A 20,805-nucleotide genomic window follows, 5' to 3' on the forward strand; every position below is an offset into this window, starting at 1 on the left:
TGGTAGGCTCCTCGGGTGCAGATCCGAGAGCTCACCATCCCGGATGCCTATGAGATCACCCCGAAGCAGTTCGGTGACGACCGCGGCGTGTTCCTCGAGTGGTACCGCTACGACCGCCTCAGCGAGGTCGTAGGACATCCACTCGACCTGCGTCAGGCGAACCTCTCGTCGTCTCGCAAGGGTGTCGTACGCGGCATCCATTTCGCCGACGTGCCCCGGGGGCAGGCGAAGTATGTCACGGCCCCCCGCGGGGCGGTGATCGACTTCGTCGTCGACATCCGTGTGGGGTCGCCCACCTTCGGCGAGTGGGACACCGTGCTGCTCGACGACGTCGACCGCCGTGCGATCTACATCGCGGAGGGGCTCGGCCACGCTTTCGTTGCGCTGACCGACGACGCCGTGGTCAGCTACCTGGTCTCCGACGTCTACAACCCCGCCGCCGAGCATGGAATCTCGCCGATCGATCCGACTATCGCGCTGCGCTTCCCACTCGACGCATCAGAACTCGTCCTGTCCGAGAAGGATACAAGCGCACCCACCCTCGAGGCGGCGGCCGCGGCCGGACTTCTCCCCGACTACTCGCAGGTGCGCGCCTACTACGACGCACTCGGAGGGGCAACGCGATGAAGGGCATCATCCTCGCAGGCGGATCCGGAACACGTCTGTGGCCGATCACCAAGGGCATCTCGAAACAGCTGATGCCCATCTACGACAAGCCGATGATCTACTACCCCCTGTCGACCCTCATGATGGCCGACATCCGGGAGGTGCTCGTTATCACGACACCGGAGTACAACGATCAGTTCCGTGCACTGCTCGGCGACGGTTCCGATCTGGGAATGCGCATTGAGTACGCGATCCAGCCGTCTCCGGACGGACTCGCCCAGGCCTTCATCATCGGCGAGGAGTTCATCGGCGACGACTCGGTGGCGCTCGTGCTGGGCGACAACATCTTCCACGGCACAGGTCTTGGCTCAAGCTTGCGGGCCCACGGGCAGGTCGACGGTGGCCTCATCTTTGCCTATCAAGTCGCCGATCCGACCGCCTACGGTGTCGTCGAGTTCGACGACGAGTTCCGGGCCGTGTCCATCGAGGAGAAGCCCGTGAAGCCGAGGAGCAACTACGCGGTCCCGGGTCTCTACTTCTACGACAATGACGTCATCGAGATCGCGAAGACGATCGAGCCGAGTGCGCGCGGAGAGCTCGAGATCTCAACCGTCAACGACCACTACCTCCAGGCCAGCAAGTTGCAGGTGCAGGTGCTCGACCGTGGCACTGCGTGGCTCGACACGGGTACGTTCGAGTCGATGATGCAGGCTTCGGAGTACGTGCGGGTCATCGAGGACCGTCAGGGCTTCAAGATCGGTTGCATCGAGGAGATCGCCTGGCGTGCCGGATGGATCGACGACGAGCAGCTACAGCGGCTCGCCGCTCCGCTCGTGAAGAGCGGGTACGGGCGTTATCTCTCCCGATTGGTCGACCCGATCGCCTGACGCGCAATCCGTGAGCGGATCCGCAGCCCGATCGACAGGGTGGCGCGGATCGGCCAGAGGTACCAGTGCGCGTACTTCGAGGCGATGAAGCGGCGTGCGCTGCGGTGGTGGGCGTCGAGCATCGCCGCCGAATGATCGGATGTGGAGTGAGCCCCGATGTGGGTGACTGAGACCGCGGGTTGGTACACATTGCGGTACCCGTGCTTTCCGAGTCGGTAGCCGAGGTCGACATCTTCGAAGTACATGAAATACGCCTCGTCGAAGCCTCCGACCGCGTCGAACGCCTCGCGACGCACGAGCACACACGCCCCCGACAGCCATCCGGCGTCGCGGCGGGCGAGATCGTCGTCCTGCCGGTAGCGCTGCGTCCACGGGTTGCCAGGCCACACTTCGGCGAAGAGAGCGTGGCCGACGCCCGTACGCAGCGACGGTACCTTCCGCGCCGACGGGTACACCGATCCGTCTTGTCGAAGGATCGCAGGGCCGACCGCGCCGATGTCGTCCGATTCGCCGGCCGTGGCGATGAGGGCATCGAGCGCGCCCTCGCCGAGCACCACATCCGGGTTCGAGATGAGCACCCAGTGAACCGAGTCGGGCAGGTCGGCGACGGCCGCGTTGACGGCCCCGCCATATCCTGGGTTGTTCGGCAGCGCGATGTACCGCGCGCCGGATGCGGATGCGAGTCGGGCGATCGTCTGTTCGGCCAGGTTGTCGGCGACCACGATGATCGGCTCGACCGCAGACGTGCGGGCGACCGATGCCAAGAACGGGCCCAGAACATCAGTAGAGCCATAGCTGACCGTGATGATCGCCCGATCGACGCCCGCTACTGTCATGACCGCACCAATCATAGGTGGCCTCGAGTCCGGGTATTGTTGAGCGTCTCCGAGTTCCAAAGAGGATCATGCCTTTGTCCGAGTTCAATCGCTCGCGGGAGTTGTTCGTCAACCTCACCCAGCGAGAGCTGAAGGGCAAGTACAAGCGCACCATCCTGGGGCAGCTCTGGTCCTTGGCCAATCCGCTGGCCCTGATGGTCGTGTACAGCTTCGTCTTCGCGTTCATCATCCGAGCCACCCCCGAACCCGGCGACCCCAGCGGTCTCGACATCTTCCCGCTGTGGCTGTTGTGCGGCCTCCTCCCGTGGATCTTCTTCTCCAACGTCGTGAACCAGGGGATGGGCGCGCTCATCGCCAACGAGTCGCTCATCAAGAAGGTGTACTTCCCTCGCCACCTGCTCGTACTCTCGGTTGCGGCGGGCATCACCGTCACGTGGGCCACCGAGATGGGCGTGCTGCTCGTCGCGATCATGATCGCCGGTGCATGGCAGGCGATCCTGTGGTCGCCTCTCGTGTTGGTGACGATGGCGTTCCTCGCGGTCTTCTCGGTTGGCATCGCGCTGATGCTGTCGATCGCGAACGTGTACTTCCGCGACACCCAGTACCTGGTCACGATCGTGCTGCAGCTGGGGCTCTACCTCGCTCCGATCGTCTACCCGATCAGCTTCGTCGAGACCCAGTCGAATGCGCTGGGCCCGCTCTTCTGGAACGTCACGCTGCTGGACATTTACTCGCTGAACCCATTCGTGCGCTTCACCGCGGTGTTCCGCAGCCTCCTGTACGACAACACCTGGCCGGAGGTCGGCGACATACTCTACGTAGTGGTCATCTCGGCGCTCAGCGTCGTGATCGGCTGGTGGGTGTTCTCCCGCCATGAGAAGCGGTTGGCGGAACTGCTGTGAGCGTGGCGATCGACGTCGTCGACGTCTCGAAGAAGTTCCGCCTCTACAAGGAGCGCAACCAGTCGATCAAATCGGCCGTCATGCGCCGCCGGGTGTCGGAGCATGAGGACTTCTGGGCGCTGCGCGACGTCTCGATGCAGATCTCGCAGGGCGAGACGTTCGGTCTCGTGGGCGACAACGGCTCGGGCAAGTCGACCCTGCTGAAGTGCATGGCGAAGATCCTGTACCCCGACAAGGGCAGCATCAGCATGAACGGGCGGGTCGCGGCGCTGCTCGAGGTGGGCTCGGGGTTCCATCCGGAGCTGTCGGGTCGCGAGAACGTGTACCTCAACGGCTCGATCCTCGGGATGACCCGCAAGGAGGTCGACCGCAAGTTCGACGACATCGTCGACTTTTCGGGGGTTCGGGAGTTCATCGACCAGCCGGTGAAGAACTACTCGTCCGGCATGTACGTGCGGCTGGGGTTCTCGGTGGCGATCAACGTCGAGCCTGACATCCTGCTGGTCGACGAGGTTCTCGCGGTCGGCGACGAGAGCTTCCAGGCCAAATGCGGCGAAAAGTTCGCGCAGTTCCGTCGCGAGGGTCGCACGGTCGTCATCGTGAGTCACGCGCTCGGAACGCTCGCTGAGATGTGCGATCGGGCGGCCTGGATCCAGCACGGTGACCTCAAGGCGGTCGGCGCCCCCGACGAGGTGATCTCACAGTACCGGGAGGGCCCGCACCGCTGACGCGGCGTGCCGAGGGGGCGTCGTTCGTCCGCCGCGCGGGGACCGTGGGTTACCGTTGATCGGGGAGAGGGGGAACGCTGCCATGGTTCGAACGCGTCTGCGCGCCGCCGCGACTGTCGTCGCCGCGGTTGCGATGCTGGTCGGCTGCGCGGTCCCGTCGCCCGCGCCGACCCCGACCGACGCGTTCCCCCCGCTGCCCGAACCGACCTTCGTTGACCCGCCGACGGAGCCCAGTTCCGTCTTCATCCCGCGAGCGGAGTGGGATGACGAGGCGAGGGTGCTGCGGGTGTGGGCCTTCGTCACGGCGCTGTCGGAGGAGGGCGGCACCTGCACGCTGCACGCTGGGGCCGGTGCCGAGACGGCCGAGGTGGCCGTGCCCGCGACGGCCGACGCGTCGACGACGGTCTGCGATGAGCTCGACATCGAATCCCCGGAGGCGGGCACGTGGACTCTGACGGTCGACTATGCGTCGCCGACAACCTCGGCGACCTCCGAACCCGTCGAGGTGGTGGTGTCGTGAGGTCGATGCGTGTTCTCGTGGCGACCGCCGTCGGAGCGCTCCTCGCCGCAGGCCTGGTCTCCCCCATGGCGACCCCGTCCGCCGTCGCCGACGCGCTCGCGTCATCCTCGTCCCCCGCCTCGGCGGCGGCCCCCGCGGCACCGGAGGCGAACGAGCTGCTCGCCATCTCGGGAGCCGACTTCGACCCGGGCTACATCATCTCTGACGAGCTGTTCTACGACGGCAACGCGATGACGCAGGCCGAGATCCAGGCCTTCCTCGACGCGAAGATCGGGGCGTGCCAGAACGGCCTGTGCCTCAACGTGGTGCGGGTCTCGTCGATCAGCCGCGGCGCCGACTCGTACTGCAACGGGTACACCGGGTCGTCATCCGAGTCGACGGCGGCGATCATCTTCAAGACCCAGCAGTCCTGCTCCATCAGCGCCAAGGTCCTGCTCGTCCTCCTCCAGAAGGAGCAGGGGCTGATCACGCACACCTCGCCCTCGCAGAGTCGGCTCGACCGGGCGACCGGCTACGCGTGCTCCGACACAGCGCCGTGCGCCGTCACGACACTCGGTCTCGCGAACCAGATCTACAAGGCGGCGTGGCAGTTCCAGGCCTACCGGATCAGCTCGAGCTTCCGCTGGTACCCGGTCGGGCAAGTGTCGAACGTCCTGTTCCACCCGGATGCGGCGCGCTGTGGTAGCGCCCCCGTCCTGATCCGCAACTGGGCGACGGCGGGTCTCTACTACTACACGCCATATCAGCCGAACGGAGCCGCGCTCGCAAACCTCGGCGGAACGGGTGACACCTGCTCGAGCTACGGCAACAGGAATTTCTTCGTGTTCTGGAGCAACTGGTTCGGCAGCCCGACGAAGTCGGGCCCCGACTACCTCAATGAGTTCAGGGCTGCGAATAGCTGGTTGGGGGCTCAGTCCGGGCCCGCCGAACTCGTCCAGGGATCCGGTTCGATGGGGTACCGACAGAGTTTCCAGGCCGGCACGCTCTACTGGACCTCGACGCTCGGCGTGCAGGTTCTGACCGGCGTTCAACTAGCGAAGTACACGCAGATCGGGGGTCCATCGAGTCAACTCGGCTGGCCGAGCGGTGCCCAGATTCAGACCAGCGTCGCCGGTGTCGACGGCAGCTACCAGTACTTCCAGAACGGCACCATGTACTGGAGCGCCGTCGGCGGCGCACACGCAGTGACGGCGGGAATCCTGAGCGCCTACCGCGAGGCCGGTACGGCGTCCGGTCCGTTCGGGTGGCCCATTGCCGACCAGACTTGCGCGAGCGGCACAAGTCTCTGCGCGCAGAAGTTCGAATCTGGGACCCTGTTCGGCATCGGGGCGACCGGGGTCAGATTGACACCCGTGACTCAGGCAGCCTGGTCCGCATCCGGGGGGCTCGACGGCGCGCTGGGTTATCCCACATCGATTGCCATCGAGACGTCTGCCGGGGGCCTGGACGGTAGCTTCCAGTACTTCCAGCGGGGCACTGTCTACGAGACGAACGCGTACGGAGCCTACGCGGTGGCTGGGCCCATGCTGAAGGCCTACCAGGCGCGCGCCACCGTATCCGGCCCGCTCGGGTGGCCGACGGACGTGATGACGTGCGCCGCGGGTGGCGCCCTCTGCGCGCAGCGGTTCCAGCACGATGTGCTGTACCTGAACGGTGAGGCGGAGTTCTCACTGTCCTCCGCCGTTGCTGCAGCGTCCGCGGCTGCGGGCGGACTCACCGGACCGCTCGGCTTTCCTCTGGCGGCGGCCGTGTCGACGTCCGCCAACGGACTCTCCGGCACGTATCAGTACTTCCAGGGCGGCACTGTATACGCGACCGACGCGCGTGGAGCATACGCGGTGACGGGTGATCTTCTCGCCGCGTACCGAGAGCGGGCGACGGTCAGCGGCCTTGGATGGCCCACGGACAATGCGATCTGCGGCGGATCGGGCTGCCGCCAGGACTTCCAGGAGGGCACGCTGTACGTGACCGGCGGGACGTCGTACGTGCTCAACGGTGTGATGGAGGCGTACTACCAGTCGATTGGTGGTGCGGGTTCTGTGTTGGGTGTGCCGGTGGGTGCGGTGGTGTCTACGAGTGCGCAGGGGGTGCCGGGGGCGTATCAGTATTTCGCTGGTGGCACGGTGTATTGGACGGCGTCGACGGGGGCGCATGCGGTGACGGGTGCGATGTTGACGGCGTATCGGGCGGCGTCGACGGTGTCGGGTTCGTATGGGTGGCCCAAGGGTGAGATGTCGTGTGATGCGGCGGGGGCGTGTTCCCAGGCGTTTCAGGGGGGGACGCTGTCGGTCACGCCGGGTGCGCAGCAGGTGATGGAGGCGTACTACCAGTCGATTGGTGGTGCGGGTTCTGTGTTGGGTGTGCCGGTGGGTGCGGTGGTGTCTACGAGTGCGCAGGGGGTGCCGGGGGCGTATCAGTATTTCGCTGGTGGCACGGTGTATTGGACGGCGTCGACGGGGGCGCATGCGGTGACGGGTGCGATGTTGACGGCGTATCGGGCGGCGTCGACGGTGTCGGGTTCGTATGGGTGGCCCAAGGGTGAGATGTCGTGTGATGCGGCGGGGGCGTGTTCCCAGGCGTTTCAGGGGGGGACGCTGTCGGTCACGCCGGGTGCGCAGCAGGTGATGGAGGCGTACTACCAGTCGATTGGTGGTGCGGGTTCTGTGTTGGGTGTGCCGGTGGGTGCGGTGGTGTCTACGAGTGCGCAGGGGGTGCCGGGGGCGTATCAGTATTTCGCTGGTGGCACGGTGTATTGGACGGCGTCGACGGGGGCGCATGCGGTGACGGGTGCGATGTTGACGGCGTATCGGGCGGCGTCGACGGTGTCGGGTTCGTATGGGTGGCCCAAGGGTGAGATGTCGTGTGATGCGGCGGGGGCGTGTTCCCAGGCGTTTCAGGGGGGGACGCTGTCGGTCACGCCGGGTGCGCAGCAGGTGATGGAGGCGTACTACCAGTCGATTGGTGGTGCGGGTTCTGTGTTGGGTGTGCCGGTGGGTGCGGTGGTGTCTACGAGTGCGCAGGGGGTGCCGGGGGCGTATCAGTATTTCGCTGGTGGCACGGTGTATTGGACGGCGTCGACGGGGGCGCATGCGGTGACGGGTGCGATGTTGACGGCGTATCGGGCGGCGTCGACGGTGTCGGGTTCGTATGGGTGGCCCAAGGGTGAGATGTCGTGTGATGCGGCGGGGGCGTGTTCCCAGGCGTTTCAGGGGGGGACGCTGTCGGTCACGCCGGGTGCGCAGCAGGTGATGGAGGCGTACTACCAGTCGATTGGTGGTGCGGGTTCTGTGTTGGGTGTGCCGGTGGGTGCGGTGGTGTCTACGAGTGCGCAGGGGGTGCCGGGGGCGTATCAGTATTTCGCTGGTGGCACGGTGTATTGGACGGCGTCGACGGGGGCGCATGCGGTGACGGGTGCGATGTTGACGGCGTATCGGGCGGCGTCGACGGTGTCGGGTTCGTATGGGTGGCCCAAGGGTGAGATGTCGTGTGATGCGGCGGGGGCGTGTTCCCAGGCGTTTCAGGGGGGGACGCTGTCGGTCACGCCGGGTGCGTGATCTCGCCTCGTATGATGAGTCCTCGGGTCGCGCCGCGCGACACTGATCCGTTCCGAGCTGTCAAGGAGTGATCGTGAAGATCGGTGTCGATCAGCTGTGGGAGTTCCCGGTCGACCGGTTCGAGGTGCTCGGCGACCGCCTCATGCTTGATCGCATCGCCGCCGACCTTCGCGACCAGAGCGACGATCGAACTCCGAACGAACATTGGACGACCGCCGGACGGGCCGACGAATCGATGCACACGATGTTGACGCATTGGGTCGGCAGCGTGGGTGAACTCCCGCTGGCGGAGCCGGCGGCAATCGCGCAGACGTCGGGTGAGGCAGGTCTTCTCGCTCGCACCGTCGAGTTCGTCGCGGGCATCGATGCGTTCGGGATCGTTCCCCAGGGAGACACCGCGCACGCTCTGGCCGACCGCAATTTCCGGATGATGGATCTGCACACGCTGACCGAGTTGTCGATCCTCGCCCCCTTCCTCGCGGATTTCGAGAAGCCCAAGCTGCGTGTGCTCGAGATCGGTGGTGGTTTCGGACGCTTGGCCGAGGGACTGCAACTTGCCTTTCCGGGACAAGTCCAGCATGTGCTGATCGACGCCGTGCCGACGTCGCTGATGTACAGCTTCGCGTACCTCCGGGCGCGGTTCCCGCAACTTCGTGTCGTCTTCTCGGAGGGCGAGCAGAGCTGGAGCGACGTCGAATCGGCGGACATCGTCGTGCTCCCCTCCTGGCGGAGCGAGATACTCCCCGTCAGGTCCTTCGATCTCGGCATCAATATCGCCAGCTTCCAAGAGATGGACCTGGCCAACGTCGATCGCTACTTCCGGCTGCTGGACAGTCGCATCGCTCCGGGCGGAGTGGTCGCACTGCACAACTCCCGCGACTATGTATTCCAGGGTCCCTGGCACACCCCCGAGAACTGGGAACAGCTCCTGAAGCGGCGCACGCCGCGCTCATGGACGCGGGACTTCCCCTTCGAGGTCTTCCGGGTCCGCACTCAGGACCGGACGGATTCGCAGCGACTCCACGACTACTTCTATCGAACCCAGGACCTCGCGTACTTCGACAGCGCCGCCATGCCGAGCCCTGATCCGGGATCCGAGGAACAACCGGCGAGGCGTCCGAACAGGTTGTCCCGGGCGGCGGCGCGGATACGCGCGCGCGGGCTCTGAGGCGAGCAGAGGTGCTCGGAGACCCGCGGTAGACTCGCTCCCCGTGAACGTCCCGATCGGAGTGGCCATCGTCGGCGCCGGGTACTGGGGGCGGAATCTGATCCGCAATTTCCTCGAGTCCGACCAGTTCGACGTGAAGTGGGTCGTCGACTTCGACGAGGGGGCCGCACGGCAGGTGCTCGGTTCCGCCTACCCACGGACTCGCATCACCGCCGATGTGGTGTCCGCGCTCGACGACCCGCTAGTCGAGGCGATCGTCGTCGCGACACCTGCGGTGACGCACGCGGAGCTTGGCCGTCGTGCACTCGCGGCGGGCAAGCATCTCCTCGTCGAGAAGCCGCTCGCTCATACTGCCGAGGCTGGGCGTGAACTCGTCGACCTCGCGGCGCGTGAAGGTCTCACGCTCATGGTGGATCACACCTATTGCTACGCGGGACCTGTCCAGCTCCTCGCCGACCTCGTCCACGATGAGTCCCTCGGTGAGCCGCTCGTCGTGCACTCGACGAGAATCAACAAGGGCCTCGTGCGCCTCGACGTGGATGTCATCTGGGATCTCGCCGCCCACGACCTTTCCATCCTCGCCGCTCTTCTCCCACCGGGCATTCATGTCGAGTCGGTTCAGGCCCAGGGTGCGGACCCCTTCGCCGACGGGCATCTCAAGGAGGCTGTGCTGGCCGTCCATCTCAGCAACGGGGGACTGGCGCACATCACCGTGAGCTGGTTGAGCCCGGTGAAGCAGCGCACGATGAGCATCGTCGGTACGAAGGCGAGTGTGCACTGGGACGACCTCGATGAGTCGCACCGGATCATGATGCATGGCTTCACCGGAACTCCGGATCTCGGTCCGGCGAGTTCGCGGGAAGCGTCGACGCGAGTCATCCGTCCACTCGAGTTCACGGATATGACCGAGGTCCCCTACGACACGACCGAGGCGCTACGACTGATGGTCGCGGAGTTCGCGCGTGCCATCAAGACCTCGACGTCGCCCAGGACAGACGGGGCCGCGGGTATGGTGGTCTTGCGTATGCTCGAGGCGGCATCGGAGAGCGTGAGGCATCACGGAGCACCGGTTAAGCTGGCCTGATGACCGCGCGAATTCCCTTCCTCGACCTCGGAGCCCAGCACGCAGAGATCGCCGACGAAGTCGCGCAGGGTTTCGAGAGAATCCTGGCAACCACGACATTTCTCGGCGGTCCGGATGTCGACGCTTTCGAGTCTGAGTTCGCCGCCTATCAGGGTGTCGGTCATGCCATCGGTCTCGCGAACGGCACCGACGCTGTCGAATTCGCGCTCAGAGCTGTCGGCGTGGGCCCGGGTGATGAGGTGGTCATGCCCGCCAACACCTTCGTCGCGACGGCCGAGGCGGCCTGGCGGATCGGTGCGAAGGTCGTGCTGGTGGACATCGACCCCGAGTCCTACCTGATGGACCTTGCGGCCGCGGCGGCCGCGCGCACATCTCGGACGCGGGCGGTTGTTCCCGTGCACCTCTTCGGACGGCTCGTCGACATTCCCGCGCTTCGAGACCGTGTCGGCGAGGTGGCCGTCGTAGAGGATGCCGCGCAGGCACAAGGCGCGCGCTTGCGAGGGCGCGCAGCCGGGCAGGGCGGCATCGCCGCGACCAGCTTCTACCCGGGTAAGAACCTCGGCGCCTACGGGGACGCCGGCGCTGTCGTGACCGATTCGGCCGAGTTCGGGCGCTACGTTCGACGTCTCGGCGGTCACGGGGGGCTCGTGAAGTACGAGCACGACATCGTAGGATTCACGAGCCGGCTCGACGCGCTCCAGGCGGTCGTCCTACGCGCGAAACTGGCGCACCTCGACGAATGGAACGCTCGGCGGCGACACCTTGCGCAGCGGTACGACGACCTGCTCGCTGATCTGCCGATCCTCCTCCCCGAGATTCCCGCCGAGGCAGAGTCGCACGTCTGGCACCTGTACGTCGTCCGGCTCCCGGACGATGCTCCAGTGACAGCCCGCGATGAGGTGCTGGCGCGTCTCACCGCCTCCGGCGTCGGCACAGGGATCCACTATCCCAAGCCTGTTCACCTCACGCCCGCGTTCGCCGATTTGGGGTACTCGCTAGGGGCGTTCCCGCACGCCGAGCGCGCAGCCGAACGGATGTTCAGCCTGCCGATGTATCCACACCTGTCGGATGCCCAACAAGATGAGGTCGTCGCCGCACTGACGGCTGCTCTCCAGTGAACGTCGTCGTTGTCGGTGCAGGGAAGATGGGCTTGCCCATCGCCTGCCAGTTGGCCTCGCGCGGGGCAACCGTCGTCGCGTGCGACGTGAACCCCGCTGTCGTGGATCTCATCAATGAGGGTCGCGCACCGTTCGAGGAGCCTGGGCTGAGCGAACTGTTGGCGGAAGGAGTCCTCAGCGGCAGGCTTCGCGCCACCACGGATACTGCCGCCGCCGTCGCTGAGGCCGATGTCGTCATCGTGATCGTACCGGCGCTGCTCACTCCGGAGCGCGACATCGACAGCTCGATGATCGAAGCCGTCGCCAAGCTCATCGCTCCTGTTCTGCCGGCCGACGCTCTCGTCAGCTTCGAGACGACGATGCCGGTCGGCGGCACCCGGGCGCGACTGATCCCGCTCCTGGAGTCAGCCGGAAAGGTCGTCGGCATCGACTTCGAGGTGGTCTTCTCGCCCGAGCGCGTTAAGAGCGGCTTCCTGCTGCGCAACCTGACGGTGAATCCGAAGGTCGTCGGAGCCACCTCTCCGGAAGCCGCCACGAGGGCCTCGGACTTCTACCACCGCTACCTCGGCGCGCCAGTGCAGAATGTCGGCACCCTGGAAGCGGCGGAGTTCGTCAAGCTCGCCGGAATGGTCTACCGGGATGTGAACATCGCACTCGCCAACGAGTTGGCGAGCTACGCGGAGATTACCGGCCTCGACCTCCAGGCGCTGCTGCCCATGATCAACTCCGACGGCGAGGCGGCGATGTTGCAGCCAGGTATCGGTGTCGGGGGCCACTGCACGCCTGTCTATCCCTACTTCCTCATCCGCGACGCAGAGCGGCGGGGCCTCTCTCTCCCGATGACCCTCTTGGGACGGCAGATCAACGATTCTCAGGCAGCCCACGCTGTCGAGATGATCGAGGCATCCCTCGGCTCGTTCGCGGGAAAGCGGGTCAACATACTCGGGCTCGCTTTCCGCCCGCAAGTGAAGGAGACCGCGTTCTCGACGGCGTTCCTGCTCGGCGCCGAGTTGCGGCGTCGAGGCGCGGAGGTGCTGTTGACGGATCCGATGTTCACCGACGAGGAGATCCGCGGGCACGGGTTCCGGCCCGCATCGATCGACACCCGAGCTGATGCGCTGATCCTCAACACTGCGCACCCAGAGTTTCTGGAAATCGACTGGGGGGCGATCGCCGGTCGCGGAGTCTCCGTCGTGCTCGACGGTCGCAACGGGTGGCGGAGTACTCAGGTGACCGATGCCGGAATCCGTCACCTCGCGATCGGCACGGGATCCAGCACGTGGGCATGAGTCCGGAGAGGTTCCTGGCGAAGGAGCTGCGTGCGTATCGACACGACCTCGATCCCCTTCATTTCGAGCGGATCGCGTCGCGCCTCCCTCTACCGGGCGGACCGGCCGACGGCGCGATCGTGCGTTCTATGCACCAGCATCCTGAGGAGTCGTTGCGATTCCTCGAGTCCGCAGCCGGCGCCCCCTGGCGCGCCCGACTCGAGGGAACGCCCGTCGACACGCACTGGCCGCCAGTCGAGCGGCTCGCCGTGTCATATCATCTGCTGGCGCGCGGGAACGACAGCGATTCCGTTCTGGGATGGAGTCCTTTCCGGGTAGAACGTCCGCGTCCGGACATCGCAGAACCGGCCGGGGGCGTTCCGGTGCCCATTCCCGTGAGAAAGGGGCACCGTACCTCTTTCCGCGCGGGGGAGGGCGTCCTCAGCGCTCCGGACGTGCGGTGGCTGACCCTCGACGACGCGATCGTGCAGGACGGGGGATCGGTTCGCGTGGGCGACACCTGGATCGCGTACGAGCCCTCGGCCGACCCCTCGAACGCCACTTTCGTCTCCGGTCTGTGGCAGACGCATTGGGGAACCCGCGTGCACCCCGACACCGTCATGATCAAGACCGCGCCCGAGGCTCCCGACGTCATCGACGAGGGGATTCTGATCGCCGGGCGCAACGACGACAACTGGTATCAGTTCATGGTGTTCTATCTGGCACGCATACTGAGCGTGCCGAGCAGCGTGCCCTCTGACGCCCCCCTGCTGGTGACAGAACGCACCCTCCCCGGGGGGATCGAGGCGCTCCGAGAGCTCAGCGACCGACCGATCCGGATGATCGACCCGGGGCTGGCTCAGCGTGTTCGCAGACTCCACGTCGGCCCGCCGGTCGGGAACATGCGCGATGACGGATACGACGCCTGGTTCCGCGCGCTCACCGTGCATCTTCCCGCACTGCGTGAGTTGCGTCGACGCTGGGGTGTCGACACCCCTCGGATCGGCGCAGGGCGCAAGATCTTCCTTCATCGCAATGCCGGTCGGCGTGGTGTTACCAACGCCGAATCGATCGCATCCATCGCGCAAGAGGCGGGCCTCGAACTCGTCGATCCGGCGCTGCTCACCTTCGGAGAGCAGCGCGAGGTCTTCTCGTCGTCGGAGCTGGTCGTCGGTGCGACAGGGGCGGTGATGGCCAACTATCTGCTGATGCGGCCCGGATCGCACATCATCGGGCTCACGTCTGATCACCTCTACGATTTCATATCTCCGCCGGCGATGGCGTGGATCGCGGGATGCACGTTCGAGTACGTCACGGGACCGAGTCTGGTGACGAGGCGCGATGTCGAGCACCTCCAGCATTGGGTCCAAGCCGATTTCGCCATTCCCGCGCAGACTTTTCGCCGGGTTCTTCGCGCGAGGACCCGATCGTGACGAGGCGCCTGAGCGAGCAGGAGACTGCGACGACCCATGTCAGGATGGCAGTGCGGGAATTCACCGCGGAGAGCTTTGCAGGAAGACGTTCATGACGACATATCTCGTGACTGGGGGCGCCGGATTCATCGGGCACCATCTCGTCGCTCGCCTTCTCGATGAGGGACACCGGGTCATCGCGCTTGACAACGGCCGTTCGGGCCGCTGGGATCGCGTCGACGCACGCGCGGAGCGCGACGAGCGCGGCATCGAAGATCTCACCGTCGAGGAGTGGCGCGCTCGACTCGACGAAGTCGACGTGCTTTACCACCTCGCGGCCGAGAAGTACAACTCCTCATCCAGCACGCCCGAGCGCGTGCTCGATGTGAACGTCGTCGCGACGGAGCGCCTGTTCAGAGCCGCTGTGGGGGCGGTCGAGAAGACGGTATTCACCTCGTCGCTGTACGCCTACGGCTCCATGGGGCCTGAGACGATGCGGGAGGCAGACCTGCCCGTCCCCGTCACGCACTATGGCGCTTCGAAGCTGATGGGTGAGCACCTGTTGCGGGTGATGGCCCGCGACGCCCCCTTCGCATGGACCGTGGCGCGACTGTTCTTCATATACGGCCCGAGCCAGTGGGCCGAAGGCGGGTACAAGTCCGTGATCTTCTCCAATTTCGAGCGCATCGCGGCTGGCGTCGCGCCCACGATCCGCGGCGATGGCGAGCAGATCCTCGACTATGTGTACATCGACGACTGCATCGACGCCTTGCGCCTGCTCGAGGATCATCGACTCGATGGACGGACCTTCAACGTCGCGACGAGTTCGGGCGTCTCGATCAACCAGCTCACGAGCCTCATGACGGAGGTCTCCGGCTACGATGGACCGGTCGAGACGGTGGCGGCCGACTGGACGGCCGGTTCGCGTCGCGTGGGCGACCCTGAACACTTGCGTGGGGTCGGATGGCTACCGAAAACCGAGCTTCGCGACGGACTGTCGCATGTCTGGAGATGGATGAATGACCGCTGACGCCCCAGCCGAGGAGCCCCGGCCGGAGCTGTCCGTCGTCGTTCCCTGCCTCAACGAGGAGGCGACGGTCGTCGCCCTTCTCGAGCGGATCGACGCGTCGCTATCGGACGCCGGCCTGAGCTACGAGGTCGTGTTCGTGGACGACGGAAGCACCGACTCGACCTGGGAACGTCTGACCGAGCTCGCCGCGTCATCGCCCGAGGGGAGAGTGACGATCGAGCGGCATGCCGAGAACCAGGGGATCCCGAACGCATGGAACACCGGAGTAGCGCGCGCGTGCGGTAGCTATGTGGTGCTGATCGACGCCGACCTCCAGAACTCGCCTGCCGACATCCCTCGGCTGTATGCGGCGCTCCAGGAATCGCACGCCGACGTGGTCCAGGGCTATCGTTCGCACATCGAACGGCAGGACGGCTTCCGGCTGTTCTCCTCCAAGGTCCTCAACTGGCTCCTGAACGTCAGCTTCGGCGACCACGCGAAGGACAACAAGTCGGGGTTCGTGTTGGCGCCGCGGCTCGTGATGCTTGAGATCCTGCATCACGAACGGCGGTATCACCACTTCCAGACGTTCATACGTGTAGCCGCGCGCGCGCGCGGCTACACCGTCACCGAGATCGAGACGCTGTTCTTCCCGCGCTACGCAGGAACATCGTTCCTCGCCGGATCCAACATGGCGAAGGTGACGTTCCAGGCGCTGCTCGACATCCCGGTCGCTCTGCGCGAGTTCGGACGAGGGCGTGGACGCCCCCGCGACGGGAGTGTCGTTCCGACGCGTCAGCCGCTGCCGAAAGCGACGCATCCCTACCGCGGCTGGCGCCGGGTGCTCTTCGAGCTGTTCTTCGCGACCATGCCACTGCACAAGTGGCTCATCCGGCGGAACGCACGTGCGCTGTATCTCCAGCTCAAGCAGACCGAGTATCTGCCGGCGGACCAGATGCGCGAGCTGCAGACTGAGAAGCTGCGACGCATGCTTCAGCATTCTGCGCGTCACGTCCCCTACTACCGCACGCTCTTCGCGTCCGTCGGGTTCGATCCGTCGACGCTGAGTTCGCTCGACGACCTCGAGCGCGTGCCTCTTCTCGGCAAGCCCCAGCTGCGCCGGCATCTCTACTTCGACCTCTTCGCTGACGACCATGTGAAGAGTCGGATGCATAAGATCTCGACGAGCGGGTCGACGGGTGAGCCGACCACAACCTACGCTGACCGCTACCAGCTCGAGGTTCGGTTCGCGACGACGCTACGCGCGCTCGAATGGACCGGATGGCGCTTCGGCGACCGTCAGGCCCGGCTGTGGCATCAGACGTTGGGGATGTCGAGGAGTCAAGTCATCCGCGAACGAATCGACGCGATGTTCATGCGCCGACTGTTCATCCCCGCATTCGAGTTGAACCCGGCCAATCTGCAGCGGATGATCGACAGGATCCGCCGCCACCGCCCCGTGCTGGTCGACGGCTATGCGGAGTCGCTCAACTTCCTGGCGAGCTACGTCCGGGCCGGCAATCGTCCGGGATTCTCCCCGCGATCGATGATGTCGTCCGCGCAGGCTCTGCCGGACAACGTCCGTGACGACATCGAGGCCGGCTTCGGTACACGCGTCTACGACAAGTACGGGAGCCGGGAGTTCTCGGGCATCGCGTACCAATGCGAGGCGTCCCGGGACCACCATGTGATGTCGGAGAGCTATATCCTCGAGATCCTCGTTGAGGGTCGGCGTGCGCTTCCCGGCGAGGTCGGAGAGATCGTCATCACCGATCTCAACAACTTCTCCACACCGTTGATCCGCTACCGCCTCGGTGATCTCGCCACGGCGGTCGACGAGAGCGAGCCGTGTCCGTGCGGGCGTAGCATGCCGCGGATCGGCAGGATCGAGGGCAGGACCCAGGCGATCGTCCACTGCGCGAACGGTACATGGATGCCCGGAACGTTCTTCGCCCATTTCTTCAAGGACTACGAGCACCTCATCCGCTTCTTCCAGATCCACCAGAGTACGGCCGGATCGTTCGTGCTCAAGGTGGTCCGCGGCGATCAGTGGGGGGAGTCGACCTTCGCCGAGATGCTGCTCCGACTCCGCAAGTACGTGGGGGAGACCGAGATCACGGTCGAATACGTCGATTCGATCCCGTTGCTCCGCACGGGGAAGCGATCGCCCGTGGTGTCGTCAGTCGGTCTGGACTTCCAAGCGGTGGATCAAACCGCGCTCGGTGCTCGTTAGCCCAACTGGTGGCTGCGGCGGGTCGCCAGCCATTCGGCGAGTCGGCTCAGGCCGGCCGCGAGCAGGTCGCCGATCGTCGACGTGACGCGCGCGGCGAGAGCGATCGCGAGCGCGGCGGACGGGCTCGAGGCGAAACCCGACAGCCCGGCGACGATGACGGCCTCCCGAACACCGAGACCCGAGGGGAAGATCACCGCGAGGAATCCGAGACTCTGCGCGCCCGCCGCGATGGCGGTAGCCCCCAGGATCGTCATGGTGTGTGAGGTGCCGCTGAGGAGGAACAGCAGTTGTGCCCCGTACAGGAACCACGATGCGAGCGCGCACGCGATGATCTGGGCGATGAGCGGGCGAGTGAACGAGACCTCACGATCACCACGCCGCAAGACCACGCGGAGCCCCCACCGGACCACACCGTTGACGAGCGCGGGGCTGACGAGGGTGACGAGCAGGAGCGCGGTGCCGATCAGCGGATACAGCCAGGGAAGCGGCACTGCGATGCGTGACAGGGCCAGACTCAGAGTGATGCCGCCGGTGGCGAGGCCGACGGCGGCCGCGATAGGCCCCGCCAGTCCGGTCGCGACTCTTCCGAAGCCGCGTCGCGCTCCGAGGACGATCTGGTAGAGGAAGGCCCAGAAACCGCCGGGGATGAACTTCGCGAGCTGGCCTACGAGGTACACCACCAGCGCGGAGACCACGGTCGATGGCTGACCGAGGGCGCCGAGCACGCCGCGCCAGACGAAGGCGCTCGCCACAACACCTGCCATGGCGGACAACGTCGCGGCGACGAGCGACCACGGCGAGATCGTCGCGAAGGTGGCAGCCACCGTGTCCCAGTCCCGCTGCAGCCAGAGTGCCAGTGCCAATGCCAGTGCCAGCACGATCGCTGACTGAAGGACGACGGCTCCGATGCGCCGCAGCCGTTCGCGCCGCGCAGCCGCACCCGGCTCCACGGCAGGCGACGTCTCGTCATCGGCCGGAGGCGTCATCGGCGGCGGTCCCGATGCCATTTCGCTTGGGACGCCAGGCCGGCGGCGGGTGCGACGCTCGGTGCGTACCCGAACTCAGCGCTCGCCTTGGCGTAGTCGCCGCGCGTCTCGAGCTGGTCGCCGGGTCGCGTGGCGACGAACTCGATCTCGTGCGGTAGCTGGAGGGCATCCGAGATGAGGTCGAGCGAATCGAGCACGCTGATCGACTTGGATCCGCTGATGTTGTAGACCTCGCCCGCACGTGCATGCTCGAGCGCGTTGGCCGTCCCTGCGGCGCAGTCGGTCACATAGGTGTTGGTGCGCGTCTGCTGCCCGTCGCCGTGCACGCGGATGGGTCGCTGATCGAGCACCGCTTCGATGAATTTGTGGTAGCCCATGTCGGGACGCTGGCGCGGACCGTAGACCGAGAAGTAGCGCAGGACCGTCGCCGGGAATCCGAAGTTCGAATAGTGCGCGAGGACGAGCTTCTCGGCTGCGAGCTTCGAGACGCCATAGGGGGAGACCGGGTCGGTCTTCTGGGTCTCGTCGCCGACGGCATGCAGCCCGTACACCGACGATGTGGAGATCTGCACGAAGCGCTCCACACCGACAACCGACGAAGCCGAGATCAGTCGATCGAGCGCGAGCACATTGCAGTCGAGGTAGAGGCGCAGGTCTTCCCACGAGCGGATGAGCCCCGGCATCCCGGCCTCATTGACCACATGAGTGACGCCGTCCAGTGCGGGTGAGAGATCGTCGGTGCGCAGATCGAGCTCGAAGGCGGTGACTCGGGGGTGTTCCGCGAAGCTGCGCCATGTCTGCCGCTTGACGTCCGAAGGATACGATTCGTCGAGGAAACAGTCGAGCGCAACGACCTCGTGCCCGCGGTCGAGAAGCTCCTCGACCAGGTGGCTCCCGATGAATCCCGCCGCTCCGGTGACGAGTGCTTTCATGACGTCGGATCCTTTCGGGTGCGGATGCGATGCCAGACGCGTCGCTCGAGGGGGCTCACGGCAATAGCGATGACCACGAGGCCGATGACCTGGAAGGTCATCATGTAGCGGGTCTCGAAGTGGGTCAGCCAGATCATCGCCAGATGAGCGCCCGCGAGCATGAGCAGCAGGAATGGGCCGCTCCGACCTCGAATCGAGTCGATCGCGAGGATGACGATCGCTGCGAGGAAGGTGAGCAGACTGAGCGCACCGAACGGCACCGAGGTCCACGAGGAGACGGGGTCGCCCGGTACCGCGAACCATGCTTCGACAGTCGTCGCGGATCGCATCGCGATGAATGGTCCTGGATGGGTGATCGCGGTGGTCAGCGCGTACCGCTGGAAGGTGCTGAACGTAGTGGGCCCATTCCCGTCATACGGCGAGCCGTCGGCCTTCCCGACCTCGACCCTCTCCAACTCGGCGCATTGAGCGCGGTCGATGTCACACGCCCAGTTGGCCTCACCATCGATCAGGAAGCGGGCGTTGTACGATTCCAGTCGCTCGTCGTCCATCCACAACTGCGCCCACTGGTAGTCGCCGCTCGACCAGGAGTAGCTTCCCGGGTGCACGTAGGTTCCGAGCGCGATCGTCCAGGAGGAGGTGACCAACCCGAACCCCACCAGGAAGACACCCCATTGAGTGAGATGGCGAAGCGGCGCGGGTGCGTCGGGCGTTCGACGCCGTGTCGTCCGGACGATCGTGCGGATCAGTAGGTAGACGCCCAGCGCCGCGAGTGCGGCGAGGGCCGCGAACAGCCACGTGACGCGGAGGAGGCACAGGAGTCCGAGCAGGAGGCCCAGGCCGCCGAAGTAACGGAGACGTCGCCCCCGCCGGATTCCCGCGAACTCCGGCTGCGACGTCAGGTAGATCCCGAGCGCGAGAATCGCCGTGAGGCCTGCGGAGATTCCGTCGCTCGAGATGGCTCCGTTGTGGATCGTCCAGCCGGTGAGGAGCGGACTGGCGAGCCAGGCGAGCGAGAATAGCCCGAGGGTGACGAACGCTCGACGCCCGATGAGTACGGCGGCGAGCAGTGCGAGTGCTGCGGCCCACACGATACCTGTGATCACGAGCATAGGGACGATCGGCAGGGCGCCGCCATTGACCGACATGATCACCCACAGCAGGAACGGCACCCCTGGGGGCCACAGGTTGAGGATCCATCGGTTGCTCGCGTCAACGGTCCCGTCGAGATAGTCGTAGGCGAGCGTGGTGTAGGAACCCGAGTCGCTGCCGCCCAGGGCCTTGAGAAGCTGAGGAACAGTTGCATCGAGTCCGATCCCGTAGAACCTCGTGTCCCCCAGTGCGGGGAACGCGATCACGAGGAACACGGCCAAGGCCACGATGAACACCCCGATGGACCAGCTTCGACGTGGAACGAGACGTGTGCGCGCGTTCGTGATGTGTGCGCTCAGCGATGTCATGGGGGTCCGTCGCGATTCCAGAGCCCGAGGGCGGTCGGCGGTGGGCGAGATGGCGCCGGACAGATACCAGCGTGGCCGCGTACAGCATAACTCACCTCCCTG

The 20,805-nt window shown here is 65.7% G+C and carries 17 protein-coding genes; 13 read left to right on the forward strand and 4 right to left on the reverse strand.

Annotated elements, in window-relative coordinates; all coding sequences use genetic code 11:
• Window positions 1-15 precede the first annotated feature (15 nt).
• Both rfbC and rfbA read left to right on the forward strand, forming a co-directional pair.
• Window positions 16-627 carry a dTDP-4-dehydrorhamnose 3,5-epimerase gene (gene rfbC / locus D7I47_RS08725; RefSeq protein ID WP_120762677.1) on the forward strand — a complete coding sequence of 204 codons (612 nt, stop codon included), beginning with the start codon at window positions 16-18 and terminating at the stop codon, window positions 625-627.
• Window positions 624-1,493, forward strand: a complete 870-nt coding sequence (gene rfbA, locus D7I47_RS08730; RefSeq protein WP_120762678.1) for a glucose-1-phosphate thymidylyltransferase RfbA — start codon at window positions 624-626, stop codon at window positions 1,491-1,493. The genes rfbC and rfbA overlap by 4 nt, the downstream gene beginning before the upstream one ends.
• Here the strand turns inward: rfbA and D7I47_RS08735 are convergent.
• Complete coding sequence (locus D7I47_RS08735; RefSeq protein ID WP_319592657.1) at window positions 1,460-2,344, reverse strand: glycosyltransferase family 2 protein; 885 nt, start codon at window positions 2,342-2,344, stop codon at window positions 1,460-1,462. The two genes, rfbA and D7I47_RS08735, sit on opposite strands and share 34 nt — an antisense overlap.
• Window positions 2,345-2,397: 53 nt before the next feature.
• On the opposite strand from D7I47_RS08735, the gene D7I47_RS08740 reads away from it, so the two are divergent.
• The 11 genes from D7I47_RS08740 to D7I47_RS08790 all read left to right on the forward strand — a co-directional run bounded on the left by D7I47_RS08740 (window position 2,398) and on the right by D7I47_RS08790 (window position 17,325).
• Complete coding sequence (locus D7I47_RS08740) at window positions 2,398-3,231, forward strand: ABC transporter permease (protein ID WP_120762680.1); 834 nt, start codon at window positions 2,398-2,400, stop codon at window positions 3,229-3,231.
• A complete protein-coding gene (locus tag D7I47_RS08745) occupies window positions 3,228-3,959 on the forward strand; it encodes an ABC transporter ATP-binding protein (protein ID WP_120762681.1) in 732 nt (243 codons plus the stop codon). The genes D7I47_RS08740 and D7I47_RS08745 overlap by 4 nt, the downstream gene beginning before the upstream one ends.
• Window positions 3,960-4,041: 82 nt before the next feature.
• The gene (locus tag D7I47_RS08750) at window positions 4,042-4,479 is read left to right on the forward strand and encodes a hypothetical protein (protein WP_120762682.1); all 438 of its coding nucleotides are present in this window, start codon (window positions 4,042-4,044) and stop codon (window positions 4,477-4,479) included.
• A 17-nt stretch (window positions 4,480-4,496) separates the two neighbouring features.
• Complete coding sequence (locus D7I47_RS08755; RefSeq protein ID WP_157981676.1) at window positions 4,497-8,033, forward strand: hypothetical protein; 3,537 nt, start codon at window positions 4,497-4,499, stop codon at window positions 8,031-8,033.
• 73 nt (window positions 8,034-8,106) lie between these two features.
• The gene (locus tag D7I47_RS08760) at window positions 8,107-9,201 is read left to right on the forward strand and encodes a putative sugar O-methyltransferase (protein WP_157981677.1); all 1,095 of its coding nucleotides are present in this window, start codon (window positions 8,107-8,109) and stop codon (window positions 9,199-9,201) included.
• A gap of 43 nt (window positions 9,202-9,244) precedes the next feature.
• Window positions 9,245-10,285, forward strand: coding sequence for a Gfo/Idh/MocA family protein (locus tag D7I47_RS08765; protein WP_157981678.1), 1,041 nt, complete (start codon window positions 9,245-9,247; stop codon window positions 10,283-10,285).
• Window positions 10,285-11,403 (forward strand): DegT/DnrJ/EryC1/StrS family aminotransferase, encoded by a 1,119-nt coding sequence (locus tag D7I47_RS08770; RefSeq protein WP_120762686.1) that lies wholly within the window; start codon window positions 10,285-10,287, stop codon window positions 11,401-11,403. The genes D7I47_RS08765 and D7I47_RS08770 overlap by 1 nt, the downstream gene beginning before the upstream one ends.
• Entirely contained in the window at window positions 11,400-12,692 is a 1,293-nt protein-coding gene (locus tag D7I47_RS08775) for a nucleotide sugar dehydrogenase (RefSeq protein ID WP_120762687.1), read from the forward strand. Before D7I47_RS08770 ends, D7I47_RS08775 begins: the two co-directional genes overlap by 4 nt.
• On the forward strand, window positions 12,689-14,104 hold the full coding sequence (locus tag D7I47_RS08780; protein WP_227000966.1) for a glycosyltransferase family 61 protein: 1,416 nt from the start codon (window positions 12,689-12,691) through the stop codon (window positions 14,102-14,104). Before D7I47_RS08775 ends, D7I47_RS08780 begins: the two co-directional genes overlap by 4 nt.
• 91 nt (window positions 14,105-14,195) lie before the next feature.
• A complete protein-coding gene (locus tag D7I47_RS08785; protein ID WP_157981679.1) occupies window positions 14,196-15,113 on the forward strand; it encodes an NAD-dependent epimerase/dehydratase family protein in 918 nt (305 codons plus the stop codon).
• On the forward strand, window positions 15,103-17,325 hold the full coding sequence (locus D7I47_RS08790; RefSeq protein ID WP_120762690.1) for a glycosyltransferase: 2,223 nt from the start codon (window positions 15,103-15,105) through the stop codon (window positions 17,323-17,325). Before D7I47_RS08785 ends, D7I47_RS08790 begins: the two co-directional genes overlap by 11 nt.
• Here D7I47_RS08790 and D7I47_RS08795 read toward each other — a convergent pair.
• Genes D7I47_RS08795 through D7I47_RS14760 form a run of 3 tightly spaced genes read right to left on the reverse strand, consistent with a single transcriptional unit; the run spans window position 17,322 to window position 20,703 of the window.
• Window positions 17,322-18,311 (reverse strand): lysylphosphatidylglycerol synthase transmembrane domain-containing protein, encoded by a 990-nt coding sequence (locus D7I47_RS08795; RefSeq protein ID WP_157981680.1) that lies wholly within the window; start codon window positions 18,309-18,311, stop codon window positions 17,322-17,324. The two genes, D7I47_RS08790 and D7I47_RS08795, sit on opposite strands and share 4 nt — an antisense overlap.
• Window positions 18,308-19,243 (reverse strand): NAD-dependent epimerase/dehydratase family protein, encoded by a 936-nt coding sequence (locus D7I47_RS08800; protein WP_157981681.1) that lies wholly within the window; start codon window positions 19,241-19,243, stop codon window positions 18,308-18,310. Before D7I47_RS08800 ends, D7I47_RS08795 begins: the two co-directional genes overlap by 4 nt.
• Window positions 19,240-20,703: a hypothetical protein gene (locus D7I47_RS14760; protein ID WP_157981682.1), complete on the reverse strand. Its 1,464-nt coding sequence runs from the start codon at window positions 20,701-20,703 to the stop codon at window positions 19,240-19,242. The genes D7I47_RS08800 and D7I47_RS14760 overlap by 4 nt, the downstream gene beginning before the upstream one ends.
• Window positions 20,704-20,805 lie beyond the last annotated feature (102 nt).

This window comes from Protaetiibacter intestinalis (genome assembly GCF_003627075.1).
Taxonomy (GTDB): Bacteria; Actinomycetota; Actinomycetes; order Actinomycetales; family Microbacteriaceae; genus Homoserinibacter; species Homoserinibacter intestinalis.